At 67.6% G+C, this 17,379-nt stretch carries 14 protein-coding genes; 10 read left to right on the forward strand and 4 right to left on the reverse strand.

The features are described 5' to 3' along the window. Window positions 1-63: 63 nt before the first annotated feature. From sglS to D187_RS28630, 6 genes are all read left to right on the forward strand, one after another. The gene (gene sglS / locus D187_RS28605) at window positions 64-606 is read left to right on the forward strand and encodes a type IV pili motility protein SglS (RefSeq protein WP_063725035.1); all 543 of its coding nucleotides are present in this window, start codon (window positions 64-66) and stop codon (window positions 604-606) included. Then, a complete protein-coding gene (locus D187_RS28610) occupies window positions 603-1,235 on the forward strand; it encodes an RDD family protein (RefSeq protein ID WP_002632075.1) in 633 nt (210 codons plus the stop codon). Before sglS ends, D187_RS28610 begins: the two co-directional genes overlap by 4 nt. Then, on the forward strand, window positions 1,220-3,400 hold the full coding sequence (locus D187_RS28615) for a D-alanine--D-alanine ligase family protein (RefSeq protein WP_002632074.1): 2,181 nt from the start codon (window positions 1,220-1,222) through the stop codon (window positions 3,398-3,400). Before D187_RS28610 ends, D187_RS28615 begins: the two co-directional genes overlap by 16 nt. Before the next feature lie 130 nt (window positions 3,401-3,530). After that, on the forward strand, window positions 3,531-4,607 hold the full coding sequence (locus D187_RS28620; protein ID WP_002632073.1) for an AAA family ATPase: 1,077 nt from the start codon (window positions 3,531-3,533) through the stop codon (window positions 4,605-4,607). Then, a complete protein-coding gene (locus D187_RS28625; protein ID WP_002632072.1) occupies window positions 4,604-5,167 on the forward strand; it encodes a hypothetical protein in 564 nt (187 codons plus the stop codon). The genes D187_RS28620 and D187_RS28625 overlap by 4 nt, the downstream gene beginning before the upstream one ends. A 242-nt stretch (window positions 5,168-5,409) precedes the next feature. Beyond that, window positions 5,410-6,051, forward strand: a complete 642-nt coding sequence (locus D187_RS28630) for a hypothetical protein (RefSeq protein WP_245591855.1) — start codon at window positions 5,410-5,412, stop codon at window positions 6,049-6,051. Window positions 6,052-6,241: 190 nt separating this feature from the next. Here the strand turns inward: D187_RS28630 and D187_RS28635 are convergent, their stop codons facing one another. Continuing rightward, window positions 6,242-7,189 carry an aldo/keto reductase gene (locus D187_RS28635; protein WP_051256590.1) on the reverse strand — a complete coding sequence of 316 codons (948 nt, stop codon included), beginning with the start codon at window positions 7,187-7,189 and terminating at the stop codon, window positions 6,242-6,244. A gap of 74 nt (window positions 7,190-7,263) precedes the next feature. On the opposite strand from D187_RS28635, the gene D187_RS28640 reads away from it, so the two are divergent. After that, on the forward strand, window positions 7,264-8,103 hold the full coding sequence (locus D187_RS28640) for a helix-turn-helix domain-containing protein (protein ID WP_020918348.1): 840 nt from the start codon (window positions 7,264-7,266) through the stop codon (window positions 8,101-8,103). On the opposite strand, the gene D187_RS28645 is transcribed toward D187_RS28640, so the two are convergent. Beyond that, window positions 8,094-9,071: a LysR family transcriptional regulator gene (locus D187_RS28645; protein WP_306413579.1), complete on the reverse strand. Its 978-nt coding sequence runs from the start codon at window positions 9,069-9,071 to the stop codon at window positions 8,094-8,096. The two genes, D187_RS28640 and D187_RS28645, sit on opposite strands and share 10 nt — an antisense overlap. A gap of 14 nt (window positions 9,072-9,085) precedes the next feature. On the opposite strand from D187_RS28645, the gene D187_RS28650 reads away from it, so the two are divergent. Continuing rightward, window positions 9,086-9,985, forward strand: a complete 900-nt coding sequence (locus D187_RS28650; protein ID WP_002632067.1) for a dioxygenase family protein — start codon at window positions 9,086-9,088, stop codon at window positions 9,983-9,985. A 140-nt stretch (window positions 9,986-10,125) separates the two neighbouring features. Here the strand turns inward: D187_RS28650 and D187_RS28655 are convergent, their stop codons facing one another. Beyond that, window positions 10,126-10,743 carry an FMN-dependent NADH-azoreductase gene (locus D187_RS28655; protein WP_002632066.1) on the reverse strand — a complete coding sequence of 206 codons (618 nt, stop codon included), beginning with the start codon at window positions 10,741-10,743 and terminating at the stop codon, window positions 10,126-10,128. A 161-nt stretch (window positions 10,744-10,904) separates the two neighbouring features. Between D187_RS28655 and D187_RS28660 the strand changes: the two genes are divergently transcribed. Next, window positions 10,905-11,840, forward strand: coding sequence for a LysR family transcriptional regulator (locus D187_RS28660; protein WP_051256592.1), 936 nt, complete (start codon window positions 10,905-10,907; stop codon window positions 11,838-11,840). An 81-nt stretch (window positions 11,841-11,921) separates the two neighbouring features. Here the strand turns inward: D187_RS28660 and D187_RS28665 are convergent, their stop codons facing one another. After that, window positions 11,922-15,257, reverse strand: a complete 3,336-nt coding sequence (locus D187_RS28665; protein WP_002632064.1) for a DUF4082 domain-containing protein — start codon at window positions 15,255-15,257, stop codon at window positions 11,922-11,924. A 563-nt stretch (window positions 15,258-15,820) separates the two neighbouring features. On the opposite strand from D187_RS28665, the gene D187_RS28670 reads away from it, so the two are divergent. Next, on the forward strand, window positions 15,821-17,344 hold the full coding sequence (locus D187_RS28670; RefSeq protein ID WP_002632062.1) for an OmpA family protein: 1,524 nt from the start codon (window positions 15,821-15,823) through the stop codon (window positions 17,342-17,344). Window positions 17,345-17,379: the final 35 nt, after the last annotated feature.

Consider the following 17,379-nt stretch of genomic DNA (forward strand, 5'->3'; position numbering starts at 1 on the left):
GAACCGCTCTCGAGGGGGCTTGCGTTCACCCCCCCCCCTGAGGGCAAAGATCCGGAACTGGCCATGGCCCCCCGCAAGAAGAAACGGCCCCCGTCCCGCAAGGCGGCACTCCCCCCGGCACCCCGGCGCACCTCGCGCGCGGGCAAACGTCCCGGGGCCGCGCGTGCCGCCGTTGCCCCCGCCCCCGTGCGTCCCCTGCAGTACAAGGTCGTCGAGCTGTCCACGGTCGACGAGGGCACGCTGGAGCGCACCGTGAATGAGTGGAGCGTCCAGGGCTGGAACCTGGATGGTGTGCAGTTCGCCATGCGCGAGTCCTCCAAGCGGCCCGCCATGGCGTTCGTCTTCTTCACCCGCGAGGGGGAGCCGGCGGTGCATGACGCGGAGGCCGCGCGCGGCCGCCTGCGCGAGATGGCCGAGACGGGCTCGCCCTCCGCGCGGCTGCTGGCCTCGCCGGACTTCACCGGCAACGCCGCCGCGTCCTCCTCCGAGTATGTCTACTCGCGGCCCCCGGGCATGGTGAGCGCGCACGAGCGGCTCGCGCAGCTCGCGGGCCTGGACGAGCCGGAGCGCCCCGAGCGGGGCCTCATCCTGGAGCCTGACGAGTGAGTGCCGCCCCGGAGTTGTACGCCGCCTCGCGCCGGCATGGCCTGCGCGTGGTGGACGAGAAGGAGGCCGCCGACTCGCCCTATCCCAAGGCCTCGCTGTGGCTGCGGCTGGGCGCGCGCCTGGTGGACGTGCTCGTGGCCTGGGGCTTCCACGTCGTGGGCGGCGGGGCGGGCAACGTGCTGGCGCTGCTCTTCCTGCTGCTGGCCGACGGCATGCTCCAGGGCCAGAGCGTGGGCAAGCGCATCTTCGGCGTGAAGGTCATGCACCTGCCCACGCGCTCGGCCGCGCGCCACCGCGACAGCACCTTGCGCAACGCCCCCCTGGCCCTCATCGTCCTGCTCGGGATGATGCCCGAGCCCCTGGGCCGCGTGGCCTTCCTCGCCGGGATCGTCGTCATCGGCGGCGTGGAGGCCCTGCGCGTGGTGAGGGATCCCCTGGGCTGGAGGCTCGGAGACACCTGGGCCCAGACCCAGGTGGTGGACGGCAAGGTCGTCGCCGGGGCCACCACCGCCGTTCGTTCGCCCGTGACGCCCGCGCGTGTCCCGGGCCGTTTCCTGTCCGCGGCCCGGGTGCGCCGGGGCCGCTCATTGCAGAAGTCCACAAGGGGAAAGCCGTGCGCATCGCGCTGACGTACAACCTCAAGCTGTCCGACTCGGAAGAAGAGGCGGAGTTCGACTCCCTGGAGACGGTGAACACGCTGGCCGCGGCCATCGAGCGGCTCGGCCACCGGCTGGAGCGCTTCGAGGTGAGCGGACCCGCCTCGCGCACCGTGGCCCGCCTGGAGGCCTACAGCCCGGATCTCATCTTCAACATCGCCGAGGGCCGCCGGGGCCGCTTCCGCGAGGCCTTCTATCCCGCGCTCTTCGAGGAGCTGGGCTTCGCCTACACGGGCTCGGACGCCTACGCGCTGGCCATCACCCTGGACAAGCAGCTCACCAAGCTGGTGCTCAGCAAGCACGGCATCCGCACCCCGGGCTGGCAGTTCGTCGAGCACCTCAACGAGCTCAAGGTCGAGGAGCTGCGCTTCCCCGTCATCATCAAGCCCAACTTCGAGGGCTCCTCCAAGGGCATCAGCCAGGACTCGGTGGCCGAGACCGTCGAGGAGGCCCGGACGAAGGTGGCCCACGCGCTCTCGCGCTACCCCAATGGCGTGCTGGTGGAGGAGTTCATCCGCGGCACCGACATCACCGTGCCCTACCTCGCGGCGGTGCAGAACGACCATGACGGCGTGCTCAGCCCGGTGTCCTACGACATCGATCCGGCCGCCATCGCCGGGCGCAAGTACGACATCTACGACTACGAGCTGAAGACGAAGCGCGAGAGCGCCGTCAAGGTGCGTGCCCCGGCCCAGCTCCCGGCGAAGATGGTCGAGGAGCTGCGCGCGGTGTCCAAGAAGATCATCGCCGTGCTCGACTGCCGGGACCTGGGGCGCATCGACTTCCGGTTGAGCGACGCGGGCGTGCCCTACTTCCTGGAGCTCAACGCGCTGCCGAGCCTGGAGCAGGGCGCGGGCATCTACGCCTCCGCGGCGCTGGAGGGCGTGCACCTGGACGGCGTCGTCAACGCCATCATCCAGAGCGCGGCGCGGCGCTACAAGATCAAGGACGGCCGGCGCCAGGGCAAGCCCGCGCGCAAGACGGGCCCCCTGCGCGTTGGCTTCACCTACAACGTCAAGCGCGTGAAGCCCACGGCGGACCCGGTGGCCACCGAGGACAGCGAGGCCGAGTACGACTCGCCCACCACGCTGCAGGCCATCCGCGAGGCGATTGCCTCGTGGGGCCACGAGGTGGTGGACCTGGAGGCCACGGCGGAGCTGCCCAGCGTGCTCGCGAGCACCCCGCTGGACATCGTGTTCAACATCGCCGAGGGCTTCAAGGGCCGCAACCGCGAGAGCCAGGTGCCCGCGATGCTGGAGCTGTTGGACATCCCCTACACGGGCAGCGATCCGGCCACGCTCTCCATCGCGTTGGACAAGGCGCTGGCCAAGAAGATCGTCCGTCAGGCCGGCATCCACACCCCCATCTTCCAGCTCATGCACACGGGCAAGGAGCGGCTCAACAAGGAGTTCACCTCCTTCCCGCTCATCGTGAAGCCCGTGGCCGAGGGCTCTTCCAAGGGCGTGGTGAGCAAGAGCGTGTGCGGCAACGAGGCGGAGCTGCGCGAGGTGGTCAAGGAGATCGTCACCAAGTACCAGCAGCCCGCGCTCATCGAGGAGTACATCGGGGGACGCGAGTTCACGGTGGGCCTGCTCGGCGAGCGGCGCCCGCGCGTGCTGCCGCCCATGGAGATCGTCTTCCTGGACAAGGCGGAGAAGAACCCCATCTACAGCTTCCAGCACAAGCTGGATTGGAACGATCGCATCCGCTACGACGCGCCGGCGAAGCTGGAGCCCGCGCTGCTGGAGAAGCTGCGCACGGCGGCGCGCGGCTCGTTCATGGCGCTGGGGTGCCGGGACGTGGCGCGCATCGACTTCCGCATGGACGACAAGGGCCGGCTGTACTTCATCGAGTGCAACCCGCTGCCGGGCCTGACGCCGGGGTGGAGCGACCTGGTGCTCATCGCCCAGGGAGCGGGCATGGACTACCGGGGGCTCATCGGGGAGATCATGGCCCCGGCCATCCGCCGCTACAAGGAGCGTGAGGCCCGGCGCGCCGCGGACGAGAGCGCCCTGATGAAGCTGGCGATGGAGAAGGCCGCCCAGGAGAAGGCCTCTCCGTCCGAGGACAAGTCCAATGGGGGTGGGGGAGGGGGCTCCTCCAGTGAGGCTTCGCCCCGTATGGAGATGAAGGCCTGAGCGCCTCCGGCGGCGGGTTCGATTCCCGCCGCCTCCAAAATAGAGAGAGAGGCTGCCCCCGCCTTGAGCGCGGCCCAACCTAGGACGATTGCTTGACGGTCCCTCCGCCGCGCGGGACAAAAGGGGCGGTATGTCCATCCAGCGCTTGCGCCTCACGGAGTTCAGCGTCTTCGAGAAGGCGGAGTTCGAATTCTGCCCGGGTATCAATGTCATCATTGGTGCCAACTCCACGGGCAAATCGCACTTGATGAAGCTGCTGTACGCGGGCCACCGGGTGGCGGAAGGTGCCGTGGCTGCCAGGCCGCCTCTGACCGACGAGGTTTTCAATCACCAGTTGGCGGAAAAACTCGCGGGCGTCTTCAAGCCGGAGGAGGGTGCAATCGGCCGGTTGCGGAACCGGCGGCTCGGGCGTGGACGCGCGGAGGTAGCCATTGAGACGAACGAGGGCACGCTTTCCTTTGGGTTGAGTTCGCTCGGCAAGCTGACCGTGCAGGAGCGAAGCTGGGCTCCAGCCACTCCCGCTGTCTTCCTGCCCTCGCGAGAAGTTCTGGCGATGTACGAGGGTTTCGTCGCGGCTTACGAAGCCCGTGAACTCTCGTTCGATGAGACCTACTACGACACGTGCAAGGCACTCGCGGCCTCGCAGCTGCGGGGACCCCGGGGGACGCGCGCCGCCGAGTTGCTCGGACCCATCCTGGCCGCGTTGGGTGGAGGCGTGCGGCTCATGGGCAATCGCTTCTATGTCATCCAGGAGAATGGAACATTCGAAGCGCATCTGGTCGCGGAGGGACTTCGCAAGATCGCGAGCGTGGCGCATCTGATCGCCAACGGCTCTCTGGTGGAGAACGGACTTCTGCTGTGGGACGAACCGGAGGCGAACCTCAATCCGCGGCTCATCTCGCAAGTGGTGGAGTTCCTCCAAGCCTTCGCGCGTCGCGGTGTCCAGGTCTTCCTCGCCAGCCATGACTACTTGCTGACGCAGAAGTTGTCTCTCGTGGCCGAGCACCCGAGTCAACAGGACGCGGTTGCCATGAAGTTCTTCAGCCTCTTCCGAGAGGGCAATGCCGTGCAAGTGGAGAGTGCTCCGACACTCGCTGGGTTGGAGCGCAATCCCATCCTCCAGGAGTTCGCGCGTCACTACGACGCCGAGGCCAATGCTTTCGCCCAATCCGCGGAGGTCATGACGCCGGAGGAGCCGACGGAATGAGTCCGCCCCTCCCTATTGAAGAGGGCCGGTTGCGCTTCGAGTTCGATGCGCGGTGGCAGGACGCGGTGAAGTGGGATGACTCTCTGGCCTACCGCAAGGGAATCGGGAGCCTTCCAGACACGAAGGCGGTCGATATCCTCTGCCGTTCCAAAGGCCGCTGCGTCCTCATCGAGGTGAAGGATTTTCGGGGGCATCGAATCGAGAACAAGCCGCGGGTGGCCTCCGGTGAGTTACAGCAGGAAGTGGCCCTGAAGGTGCGTGACACCCTGGCGGGTGTCTTGGGGGCAGCGAGGCTCAACGCGGACGGTGGCTACTGGCAGCCCTACGCCAAGGCGTTGGTCTCGAACGATGATGTGTATGTCGTGCTCTGGCTCGAGGAAGACTTCGCACCCCCCATGGGTCCCGGGACGCAGGAGCAGCGCTGGAAGACGCGCTTGTCCACGGTGCTCAACGTTCTCAAGCAACGACTGCATTGGCTGACACCGAATGTTCTCGTGACCAGTGTGCGAGAAGTAAGCAGGCTTCCGGGGGTGCAGGTGAGCAATCTCCCCCATCCGTGAACATCAGCGGGCGCGTCGCATTCACTTGAGACTCCTTTGGTCCCCCAGTTCGCGCAGGTGAAGCCATGACGTCCCGGCGCTCTGGGTACGATCTGTACGACACACAAGAAGCGATTGGGAAACAATGGAGCGCGCATCCTGCTCCTGAACATAGACAGCTTTTGGGTCTGGCGAGAGATGCGCTCCTCTTTGTCTACGTGACTGGCCGATTGTATCACTTCGAGGAGTTCCGCAAGGGCCTCGTGACTGGCTCTCGCCCGCCACCCGACTCCTTCGAACCACGTCGAAGTGACTTCGCGAATCTCGAGGAGCGACTGAACAGCACGAGGGAGTTCCTCACGAAGCTCCGCGACGAGGCCGACTCCACCAGGGAGAAGGAGGTGCTCCAGGTTGTCGTGGACATCCTCCAGTTCATCTCCTCGACCGGGCAGCACCTGTCACTCAGTGAGTACCTCGAACACCTCGCGGCGGATGCGCCTCCGTATGCCATTGCCTCGTTCGCGACGAAGGAGGAGGCGGAAGCGTGGTTGGGACATCATCCCAATCCTCCTGATTTCGCCCATGTGCTGATCGCGAACACCTATCACGACGTGGTGTATGACCGCGAAGCGAACTTCCGTCGCCTGCCACGCTCTCGCATGCTCGAATACCACCTCGCCAGGCTGAAGCGGAGGGCACCACCTGCCGCCGTCGCGTCCTTCGTCACTCTCGAGGAAGCAGAGGCATGGCTGAAGGCGCAACCCGAGCCCGCCAGATGGGCGTGGGTGTCCATCGCGGGTGAGCCCTACCTCGCGGTGTATCACCCCAACATCAACCACCGAGCCCTCTACCCGCTCTCCATGTCCGAGGGTTACGAGGTGGGGCCCGACGAACCAGAGAACTGATTCACACCACCGCGGGCTCCAGCAGGCGCCGGACCTCACAGTCCAGGCGAGGTGCCCACATAGAGGATTACCGCAGCGAGGCCCGCGATGACGTTACCCGTCCACGCCGGGTTTCGTTCTCGCTCAAGTCCCCGTTTCGAAACCTTTGATACCCTCTCCGGCTCACTCCGTCCTGGGCGCCGTGCCCTGGCTATGGCTTCTCGCTGTCGAGGTGGGCCATGTGCGCGGCCGGGTACCGAGTGCCCGCGATGGCGCCACGCGGTGCAACCTTCTCGATCTGGGCAATCTGGTCCGCGGTCAACGGCTTCGCGGCGAGCGCCTCATTGAGCTGCTCCAGGGTCCGCATGCCCAGCGTCGGCGTGAACTTCGGCTCCTTGCCGAGCACGTACCCGATGGCCAGTTGCCCGGGCGACATGCCCCACTTCTTCGCGAGCTCCTGCAGCCCCGCGACCAGCCTGGCGTTCGCCGCGGCGTTGTCCCCACTGAAGCGTGGCATGTGGGCGCGCGCGTCTCCCGGTTTGATCGGGCTCGCCGAGAGCAGGCCGCGTGACAGCGCGCCGTAGAGCGTCGCGCCGATGCCCAGTTCATGCAGGACCGGGAAGATGGCGTCCTCGGGGTTGCGGCTGGCAATGGAGTACTCAATCTGCAGGTCGGCGATCGGATGCACCTTCGCCGCGCGGCGGATGGTCTCCGGGCCTACCTCGGACAGGCCGATCTTCCGGACGTAGCCGGCCTTCACCAGGTCCGCGATGGCGCCGACGGTGTCCTCGATGGGCACCGCGGGGTCCAGGCGCGCTGGGCGATAGACGTCGACGTGGTCGGTGCCGAGCCGCATCAGCGAGTAGGTCAGGAAGTTCTTCACCGCGACGGGCCGTGTGTCGACACCCACGGCGGCGCCGTCGGGCCCACGCATCATGCCGAACTTCACGGAGAGCTGGACCTTGTCCCGGCGGCCCGCGATGGCCTTGCCAATGAGCAGCTCATTGTGTCCGGAGGCGTAGAAGTCACCGGTGTCGAGGAAGGTGATGCCGTGCTCGATGGCGGCGTGGATGACGGCGATGCTCTTCGCGTCGTCCGTCTTGCCGTACACACCAGACATTCCCATACAGCCCAAGGCGATTTTCTGTTTTTCGTTCATGGCTCGTATCTACGCGGGCGCGGCGCCCGGTTCTTGGCGTTTCTTGGCACGGACGCCGCGCCAAGAAACGCCAAGTGCTCGAGCCTTCGCCACGCTACACTGAGCCGATGGAGAGCTTCACCGAGCTTCCCGTTGCGCTTCCATGTCTGCGCGTGGCGCGCGGCACGACCACCTCGCTGCACACCGGCATCAAGGAACACTGGGGCATCGGGCGCATCGACGAGGGCGACACCGAGTGGTGGGGCAGCGGGCGCGTCCGGCGCTCGGTGCCCGGGTGCATCCTCCTGAAGCAGCCGGGCGACGTGGTGCGCCACCTGTTGCATCGCGGGCCCACGGTCTTCACCGCCGTCACCTTGCCGACAGACGAAGTGGTCCGGGTCATTCGCGAGGGAGAGGCCGTGGTGACGCCACAGTTCGAGCCCGGCGACCCACGGGCCGCGCCCTTCCATCGGCTGCTCGACGCGGCCTGTTCCGGCGAGGACCGCTTCACGCTGGAGGTGGCGCTCGCGGAGGCCCTCCAGGCGCTGGTGGCGACCCGTGGCGTGCGGTCGGACCACTCGCGCCCCGTGCGACGCGCGCTGGCGTTCATCCGCGAGCGGCTCGAGGAGTCGATCTCCCTGGAGGAACTCGCGACGCACGTGGACCTCGACAAGTTCCATCTGTGCCGAGCCTTCCGCGCGCAGGTCGGGATGCCTCCGCACGCGTACCTCACGCATCTCCGCGTCGCCCGTGCGAAGGAGTTGCTCACCCGCGGCGTGAGGCCCTCCGAGCTCGCGCCATTGGTCGGCTTCTACGACCAGGCGCAGCTGACGCGGCACTTCCGGCGGCTCGTGGGGACGACGCCCGCGCGGTACGTGAAGTCTCCGGGTGACCCGCGGTTCCGCGGCGTGCTTCGGCCTTCTCCTCAGCCGTAGACGTCCACGCCGCCTTGAGCCGCGGGTAGGTCGCGGCGAGTGCAGGTGTTGAGCATGAAGTCACGAAACGCGCGAATCCTGCTGGGGACCAGCGGAGTGGCCGGGTGCAGCAGGTACAAGGACAGCCCGAGGTCCACGTCCTGGTCGGGCAGGACCCGGACGAGACTTCCCTGAGAAAGTCCGGCATCGGCCATGGCGAGGGGCAGCAGGGCGATTCCCGCCCCCGCCAACGCCAGGGAGCAGAGAAACGCACCATCCTCGGCCACCACGCTCGGCGTGAGGTGGAGGCCCAGCGCGCTGGTGTCGTGACGCATCATCAGGACATGATGGGCCGTGAGGTCCGTCAACTGGCGCGGATTCCCCGCCCGGGTGAGGTACGCCGGAGCGGCGACAAAGCCCAGCCGCACGTCGAACAGCCGGTGGGCGATCAGCGAGGAGTCGCGCGGCGCCGGGCTCAATCGCAGCGCGATGTCCAGTTGATGGGCAGCGAAATCCAGCTCCTGGTCGGTCAACAGCAGTTCCAGCGACACCTCCGGATGGGTCTCGCCAAAGCGCGCGAACGCCGGGGCGAGCAGTGTGTTGGCGATGTCAGGCGGCGCGGTGAGGCGGATCCGCCCCCGCGGGTGCCCTCGTGCCTCGTGGAGCGCGCTCGTCGCGTTGTCGAGCAACTCGAGTGCCTGCCCGACGCGCCTCCGGTAGAGGACGCCATCCTCCGTGGGCTGCACGAGCCGCGGGCTGCGACGGACCAGGGCCACCTGGAGGTGTGATTCCAGGCGGGCGAGTCTTCGGCTCACCGAGCCCTTGGTCTCGCCGAGCAGTCGCGCCGCGGCGGTGAGTGAGCCGTGATCCACGACCAGACAAAAGGCCTGCAGGTCACGCAGGTCCGCTGAAGAGGTTGCCGGGAGGACAACCTTGGGTTGCGTTTTCTCTGTCTTGTTAATCATTGGGGGGCACGGTACCTGAATCATCCAGGAGGCTCTCGATGAGCACGAAGACGAACAGCATGACGCGCCGGGGTCTGCTCGGCGCGATGGGTCTGGCGGTGGTGGCGCTTCCCCTTCCCCACGTCCTGGCGTGGGCGAAGCCTTCCGCGAAGAAGGTGAGCAAGGGGTGGGCCACGGGAGGCACCGCCGCGATGACCGGCGCCAGCGCCTACCCCAATCCCTTCACTTCCGAGGGGGGAGCGGTGTGCAGGCTGACATGTGAGCAGGTCGTCGGCCCTTGCCATGGAAGCACGCAGGTGCGCAAGGATATCAGCGAGGGTCATGGGGGGCTGCCCGTGCGGCTCGCGTTCCGGGTACTGGATGAGAACTGCAAGCCCGTTCCAGGGGCGAGCGTGGACATCTGGCATGCTGGACCCGAAGGCGTCTATTCGGGTGATGACCAGCACCCGCTCTGCAATGCCGATGACGAGAAGGCGCGAGCCGCGCATTGGTTTCGGGGCGTGCAGACGACGAATGATGAGGGCCGGGTGGATTTCAATACCTGCTTTCCGGGCTGGTACCCGAGCCGGACCGTGCATATCCATTTCACCATCAAGGTCGCGGGGACCGAGAGCGTGACGTCGCAACTCTACTTCGAGGACTCGCTCAACGACGACATCCTGAGCACCCAGCCGCTCTACAACACACGCGGTGCGCGCGACACCCGCAACTCCGCCGACAAGGTGGCGGCGCCCGACAAACAGGGAGACTTCCTCCTCCAGACCCGGAAGATGCCGGATGGGGCGCTGCTGGCTTGGAAGACCTTCATCGTCCGCTCCTCGGCGGGCACGCCCTTGTGCGACGCCCACAGCGAGCAGATCAAGGCGTTGATCAAGTCGGGCGTCAATCCCGCGGACCCGAACACCTTTCCCTCCGAGATCCTCCCCCCGAAGAAGTGAGGTGAGCGGGTCCGGAGCCGGGTCATACAAGCGGATCGCCTGGTGAGCGCTGGCCTTCCGCGATGCTCCGGCTGCGGTCGCGGAGAGGGTGAACGGCATGCCGCCGCGCACCCTGCGTTGCCGCGGCCGTCGCCGCCTCTTCAGCTCGAGGCGGCGCGCTCGATGTCGGGGTTGATTCTGGCCAGGAACCCGTCCATCGTCTCCTTGCCCATATCGACCACCTTCGCGCCCCCGCCCGCGACAATCGTCACGTCGGTGATGCCGATCACGTTCAGGATCAGGCGCAAATACTGCGTCGCGATATCACGATCCCGTATCGGCGACCCTTCGGTATACACGCCGCCCGAGGCGAGCAGCACCGTCGCCTTCTTGCCCATGACGAGGCCTTGCCCGTCGTAGCCAAGTGTCAACCCCTTGCGCACGATGTGATCAATCCACGCCTTCAAGGCCGCCGGCACGTTGTAATTGTAGACCGGCGTGGCGACGACGAGGTGGTCGGCGGCGAGCAACTCGGCGACGAGCTCGTCCGACAGTTGGAGCGCTTCCTTCATCGCGAGGGAGTGCTGCTCGGGCGGCGTGAAATAGGCATGAAGCCAGGGCGCGGTGACGAACGGGAGCTGGGTCTCCATGAGGTCGCGTTCGACCACTTCGCCTCCCGGATGCGCGGCTCGCCAGTCGGCGATGAAGCGGCGGGTCATGTTGCGCGAGATTGAATGAGTGCCGCGCGGACTGGTCTCGACAACGAGAAGCTTGGACATCAGAGGTCTCCTTGCAAAAGGGGCAGCTTGAAAAGGAAAAAGCAGGGCCCGCCGCCGTGACTGATGAAGCAGGTCGGTTGCATGTCGCCAATCTAGGCGCCGCCTCTCCCTTGCGGGAGTGATGAAATCATGATGAACTCCATCGGCCGGGACGATGGATCATGATGGGTAACCTCTCGCTGGATCAACTGCGCGTCCTCGTGACGATCGCCGACACGGGCAGCTTTTCCGCGGCCGGTCGCAAACTCAGTCGTGCGCAATCGGCGATCAGCCAGGCCGTGGCGACGCTCGAGGGCCTTCAGGGGGTTGTGCTCTTCGACCGGAGCGGTCACCGGCCACAGTTGACGGAGGTCGGGCGCGTGCTCGTCGAGCAGGCGCGACTGGTTCTGGCGAGCGCGGCCCGGTTCGAAGCGGTGGCGGCGAGCACGCGCGCGGGGCTGGAGCCCGAGCTCGCGCTCGCGATCGATCCCTTCGTGCCGACGGCGCCATTGATTGACAGCCTTCGCGCGCTCGGCGACACCTTTCCCGCGCTTCCGGTCAGCTTCTCGACCGAGGGACTCGGAGGCTCGCTGCGACGCCTGCGCAACGGGTCGGCCGCGCTGGCGATCTGCCTGCTCCTGCCCACCGTCCCCGACGACATCGCCGCCTACCCGCTGCTTCGTATTGGATTGCAAGCCGTGGTGGCGCCCACTCATCCGCTCGCCGCGCTCGGACGGCCGGCGACGCGGGGCGACCTGGAGCCGCACGTCCAACTGGTGCTGTCGGAACCGGTGGACTCCGGTGGCGCGAATTACGGACTCTTGAGCGCCAGGCTCTGGCGCTTCGTCGATCTCGGGCGGCGTCTCGACTTCCTGCTGGCCGGCCTCGGCTGGTGTCGGATGCCCGAGCATCTCGTCGCCGGACCGATCGCCGCGGGACAATTGATACCGCTCCAGATCGACGAGGATTCGACCCCAGGCGGCACGCTGACCATCTATGCGGCCCACAGGCGTGACCGCGTGCTGGGTGCCGCCGGTCGGTGGTTGCTCGATGAGTTGCGGCGCCGCCTGTCATCCGCTGAGCCCTCCGCACCGGCCCCCACGAAGCGCATGAAATGAGCCCCTCACGCCGCCCCCTCCCGAGAGGAGAGGGGGCGGCGGCGCCACCCTCAGCCCCCGAGGAGCGGAGTGGACCGCGACTCAGTTGTACGTGGCCGAGTAGGTGCCGGCCTGCGCGCCGTTGATGAACGCGAAGCCCACGCCCTTGATGGTCTGCGGCACCGTCGTCACCGGCGTGCCGTTGACGCTCACGGACACGAGCGTGCGGCCCGTCGCCGTCCGCGTGGGAATCATGAGCGACAGGTTGCGCGCCGGGGTGGCCACGGTGAAGGAGAGCGCCGTGCCGGTGAAGGCCACGGAGGACACCTGGGTGGCCTCGCGCGCATTGAGCCAGGCGAGCAGCTGCTTCGCGGTGATGACGGACACGCCCTCCCGGCGGGCCGAGGCGATGATGGCCGCCGAGCCCGAGGATCCCGCCGACGGATCCGTGTCCACGTGCATGTTGGCGTTGAACGCGCCGTAGTACCCCTTGGGGCCGAGCGCGTTGGCCAGCAGCGTGTCGATGTGCAGCGGGTACGACTGGCCGGACTCGTCCGTCATCTGCGTGGCCAGTTGGTAGACGTCGAGAGGCGTGCCGTCCACGTCCGCGAAGCGCATGGCCATTCCCGAGCCGGTGAACAGGCCCGGACGGTCCTGCACCCAGTAGTCCGGCCAGTAGTAGTAGTTCGTGTCCAGCCGGATGCCGTGGCGCAGCGACACCTTCGGCTGCGTGGCCCAATCGCTGAAGGCGATGCAGTGCGTGCGGTTGGTGGTGGGCGCGGGGATGCCCGGGTACGACGCGGCGAAATTCGCCAGCTGCGGCGTGAAGAAGTTCGGATCCAGCGTAGCGGCCGTGTAGTCCGCGCAGCCGGTGTTGACGTGGAGGGCGTACTCGAAGCCCTGCGCCTCGTATGCCGCGGCCTGCGTCGCCGTCAGCCCGCCGATGAAGTCATAGACGGTGCCGCGCACGCACTCCCAATTGTCCACGTTGCAGCTGGCGGGGCTGGCGTCGAGGTACTGCTGCCAGCGCTGCACGGTGGCGCCACCCGGGTGCCCGTCACCCGTCATCACCACCACGGCCTTCTTCGCGCTGGGGAAGTACCAGAGACGCGGCAGCGGGACGGCGCTGGTCAGATGGAGCATGTTCGCCAGCAGGCGCTGCTGCTCGTCCGCCTGGGGAATCTGCACCTTGCCCATGTCCACCCAGTCCGGCTTCGGGTCGAAGGACGCGTTGCCGTAGAACATGTCGTTGGAACGCGCCCCCGGGCCGATGCTGGAGCCGTCACGGTTCTGGCCCTGCCACGCCGGGTTGCCCTGGCGCGTGAGGATGACGGACTTCGCCAGGTCATATGCGAAGGTGATGGCCGTGCCGCTGCCCACCGGACGCAAGCTGACCGCGGCGTAGGACGTGGGCGTGGTGGCGCTCGAGTAGAGCGTGGCGATGGCGCGTGTGCCGGCGGCCAGCGTGTGCAGGTCCGCGGTGCCGTGGTACTGCATCGTCTCCGCGGTGAGGCCCGCGCCCGGCGCCTGGGTCGTGTCGAGCAGGAGGTAGCCCTCCGACAGCGTGCCCGTGGACGGGTTGATGCCGAGCAGCGCGTCGAGGTTGGCGGAGGGTCGCAGGGCGATGAGGCTGCCGCCCGCGTTCACCCACTGGGTGACGAGCGTCACCTGGGCGGCGCTCAGCGTCGTCTCGCCGAGGATGAGCACCCGGTAGTCCTCGAGCGACACCGACGCGCCGATGTTGCCGGCGTCGGTGGTGGCGAACGAGGCGATGCCCTCGGCCTCGAGAATCTCCTTCAGATAGTCGGTGAAGGGGTTGACCGGATCGGTGGCCAGCAGCACCGGGCCGGAGCCGGTGACACCCGGGCGCGGCGGCGGGCCGTTCGACTCGAAGAGGACGTCCACCCAGTAGTTGGCGTTCTGGTAGCTGCTGGTGGGGAAGCTGGATACCGCTCCGTAGGCATACACGCCGTTGCCGCCGCTGGTGGTGCTGCCCGGCAGCGCGTGCAGGGGCGGCGCGTCCACGCCGTTGGCCAGCCCGCCCAGGTCGGCGGAATAGCCGCCGACCGGCGCGAAATACGAGGCCACGTATGTGGTGCCGGCGGTGATGGACACCGGCGAGGCGAACGTCACCTGCTGCCAGCCCGTGGCCGTCTCGTTCATGAAGGTGGCGCTGGCCAGGAGCTGGCCGGAGGCGCTCCAGAGGTGGCCCACGTGGGTGCCGGTGTTGCCCCCACCCTTGTAGAAGCGGATGCCCTTCACCCGGCCGTCCACGTCCGAGCGGAACTTCACGCCCACCTCGATGGAGGACGTGTCTTGGGCCGTGGGGGTGGCGGGCGTCGCGCTCACGGGGAAGAGGCTGAAGGTGTTGCCCGGCGGGGGGGGCTCCGGCGGCGGCGCGCCCGTGGCCTGGAACAGGACGTCCACCCAGTAGTTGGAGTCACGGTAGCTGCCGGTGGGGAAGGTGCCCGAGGGCCCATACGCGTAGACGCCGTTGCCGCCGCTGGTGGGGCCGGGAAGCGCGGACACGGGCGGGGCATTCACGCCGTTGACGAGGCCCGCGTCGTCGAAGGCATAGGCGCCGGTGGGCGCGTGGTACGAGGCCACGTACGTCGTGTCGGCGGCGATGGGCACCGGGGTGGAGAACGTCACCTGCTGCCAGCCGGTGGCCGTCTCGTCGACGAAGGTGGCCGAGGCGAGCAACTGCCCGGTGGCGCTCCACAGGTGGCCCACGTGGGGGCCGGTGTTGCCCCCGCCCTTGTAGAAGCGCACGCCCACCACGTTGCCCGTCACGGAGGTCCGGAACTTCACGCCCACTTCGACGGGGCGGGAGTCATTGCTCACCGAGGCGATGTCCGGTGTGGCGGTGGACGGCCAGATGCTCACCGGCGCCGCGGGCTGGAAGACCACGTCCACCCAGTAGTTGGAGTTGCGGAAGCTGTCGGTAGGGAAGGTGCCGGAGGGGCCGTACTTGAAGACGCCGTTGCCGCCGCTGGTGGTGCTGCCCGGCAGCGCATGCAGGGGAGGGCTGTCCACACCCGCGATGAGGCCCGAGTCCGTGAAGCCATAGGCCCCGTTGGGCGCGTGGTACGAGGCCACGTACGTCGTGTTGGCGGCGATGGGCACCGGGGTGGAGAACGTCACCTGCTGCCAGCCGGTGGCCGTCTCGTCGACGAAGGTGGCCGAGGCGAGCAACTGCCCGGTGGCGCTCCACAGGTGGCCCATGTGGGGGCCGGTGTTGCCCCCGCCCTTGTAGAAGCGGATGCCGACGATGTCGCCCGCCACGTCGGACTTGAACTTCACGCCCAGCTCCACCGCGGTGGAGTCATTCGTCACCGAGGGCACGGCGGGCGTGCTGTTGGGCGCGAAGAGGGAGAAGGCCGTCTGCGCGTGCGCGCTCCCGGGGGGGAGGGCCAGGAGGGCCAACGCGAGCGCCATGGTCGTGCACCGGAGCAGGTGCTGGACGGTCCGGGGGGCCGTTGGGGAGGTTGTGTCATGGGGACGTTCCTGATGGGGGTGGAGTCGTGCCGCGACGCGGTAGGCAACCGCGCGACCCCATCTTCCTGGCTTGTTGCTTCATCCACAACGACACAATGGACGCCCCATTTTCAGAGGGAAGCTACTCGCGCACGAGCTGTTGCCGCGCGCGATCCAAAGAAAGACAGACAATCACATCCCTCATCCGTGCGTGCATCTGGCGAACACACGCCAGGCAGCATCCGCCTGATGCGTGTCTTGTTTCCGCCCAAGCCGCCAGCCGCGGCCGGGCGAGCCGAGCACCTCTCGGGGCGCGCTCGGGCATCACCCCTGTCGTGGCCTGTAGCTGGGTTGTGGCCCGTCGTTTGCTACGTCTCGAGGTCATCAGTCCCAGGGCCTTGAGTCCAAGGCTAGGGTTGCCTCACCTGTCCGCTGAACTGGCTTGGGGTTGTATGTAGGCCGATCTAAGTGGGAACATTCACTGGATCCGTCCATTTGATTGAACGTCGCTCCGCGTACTCCTTATGAACCCAAAGTTTCCCCTGAACCCTCGAAGTGCCCTCCTGTTCGGCGCGCTCGTCACAGCCCCGGCGCTCGCACAGACCCCCGTCAAGACCTTCGACCTCGAGCAGGTGACGCTCAGCCCGGGAGGTCAGCACTCGCTCGTGCTCACCACCGGTGACGTCCTGGAGCAAGGTCAACTCCGCCTCCTGCTCGCCGGCCAGTACCAGCACAAGCCCCTGGTGTTCGTGCGCAACGACGAGATCCAGGGCTCGGTCGTCGGCCGTCGCTGGAGCGCCCACCTCGGCGTCGCGTACGGCCTCACCGACAGCGTGGAACTGGCGCTGCAACTGCCCGTGATTCTCTCGCAGGGGGGCGATGATCTGTCCGCCCTGGGCATCGCGCCGGTCTCCGGCACGGTGCTCGGCGCGCCCGTGCTGCAGGGCCGCTTCGTGCTCGCACGCCAGTCCGCATCGGCCCTGGGCGACATCGGCCTCAACCTGGGCCTGTCGCTGCCCATCGGGAGCAGCTCCGGGCTCACGCAAGACCCGGGTGCTGGGCTCGCCTTCAACCCCGGGATCGGGTTCGGCCACAACTTCGGGTCTCTCCTCCGGGTGGGCGTGGAGGTGGGCGCGGTGATCCGCCAGAGCGAGAGGCTCTCGAACTACGCCAATCGGATCATCGACCAGGTGGGCAGCTACGCCACCCTGGGTGCCACCGTCTCCACGCTGGGAGATGGGCTGCGCGGCGAGGTGACGGCCCGCGCGCTCCTGGCGCTCACGCAGACCATGAGCGCGGGAGAGGTGCTCGTCGGAGCCCGCTACCCGCTGCCCCTGAACCTGGAGGTGTTCGCGCTGGCGGGTCCAGGCATCGGCAAGATGCCGGGCAACCCGGCGTTCCGCGCCTTCGCGGGCCTCGCCTTCCGTCCCTTCCCCTCCAAGCCGAAGGAAGAGCCGCGCGAGCCCACGCCCGTCGTCTGCCCCGCCTGCCCCGTCTGCCCGGCCCCCACGCCAGCGCCGGAGCCGACCCCGTGCCCGGCTCCTCCTCCTCCGGCCCCGCCCGCGCCCGCGGACTCCGACAAGGACGGCATCCCCGACGTGGACGACGCCTGCCCGCTCAAGCCCGGTGTCCCCGCCCACGAGGGCTGCCCGCCGCCCGAGCCGCCGAAGCCCCCGTACGCCGAGTACGAGGAGGCCCGCATCTCCATCAAGGATCAGGTCCGCTTCGCCACCGGCAAGTCCGACATCCTGCCCGAGTCCTTCCCCCTCCTCGATGAGGTGGCCAAGATCCTCAAGGAGCACCCGGAGCTCGTCCGGCTGCAGATCGGCGGCCACACCGACAACCGCGGCACGCGCGAGTTCAACATCAAGCTCTCTCAGGATCGCGCGGAGGCGGTGCGCCGCTACCTCGTTGATCGTGGCGTGGCGCCGACGCGCCTCGAGGCGAAGGGCTACGGACCGGACCAGCCCATCGCCACCAACGATACCGCCGAGGGCCGCCAGAGGAACCGCCGCACCGAGTTCATCTCCAACAGCAAGAAGAAGTAACCCCACTCCTTTTCTTCTCTTCGCACCCCCGAAAA

This window comes from Cystobacter fuscus DSM 2262 (assembly GCF_000335475.2).
Lineage (GTDB): Bacteria > Myxococcota > Myxococcia > Myxococcales > Myxococcaceae > Cystobacter > Cystobacter fuscus.

Coding starts and splice junctions, on each gene's coding strand:
- sglS (WP_063725035.1), top strand. CDS start 64: ATGGCCCCCCGCAAGAAGAAACGGCCCCCGTCCCGCAAGGCGGCACTC.
- D187_RS28620 (WP_002632073.1), top strand. CDS start 3,531: ATGTCCATCCAGCGCTTGCGCCTCACGGAGTTCAGCGTCTTCGAGAAG.
- D187_RS28625 (WP_002632072.1), top strand. CDS start 4,604: ATGAGTCCGCCCCTCCCTATTGAAGAGGGCCGGTTGCGCTTCGAGTTC.
- D187_RS28635 (WP_051256590.1), bottom strand. CDS start 7,189: ATGAACGAAAAACAGAAAATCGCCTTGGGCTGTATGGGAATGTCTGGT.
- D187_RS28645 (WP_306413579.1), bottom strand. CDS start 9,071: ATGATTCAGGTACCGTGCCCCCCAATGATTAACAAGACAGAGAAAACG.
- D187_RS28650 (WP_002632067.1), top strand. CDS start 9,086: ATGAGCACGAAGACGAACAGCATGACGCGCCGGGGTCTGCTCGGCGCG.
- D187_RS28655 (WP_002632066.1), bottom strand. CDS start 10,743: ATGTCCAAGCTTCTCGTTGTCGAGACCAGTCCGCGCGGCACTCATTCA.
- D187_RS28660 (WP_051256592.1), top strand. CDS start 10,905: ATGATGGGTAACCTCTCGCTGGATCAACTGCGCGTCCTCGTGACGATC.
- D187_RS28665 (WP_002632064.1), bottom strand. CDS start 15,257: ATGGCGCTCGCGTTGGCCCTCCTGGCCCTCCCCCCCGGGAGCGCGCAC.
- D187_RS28670 (WP_002632062.1), top strand. CDS start 15,821: ATGAACCCAAAGTTTCCCCTGAACCCTCGAAGTGCCCTCCTGTTCGGC.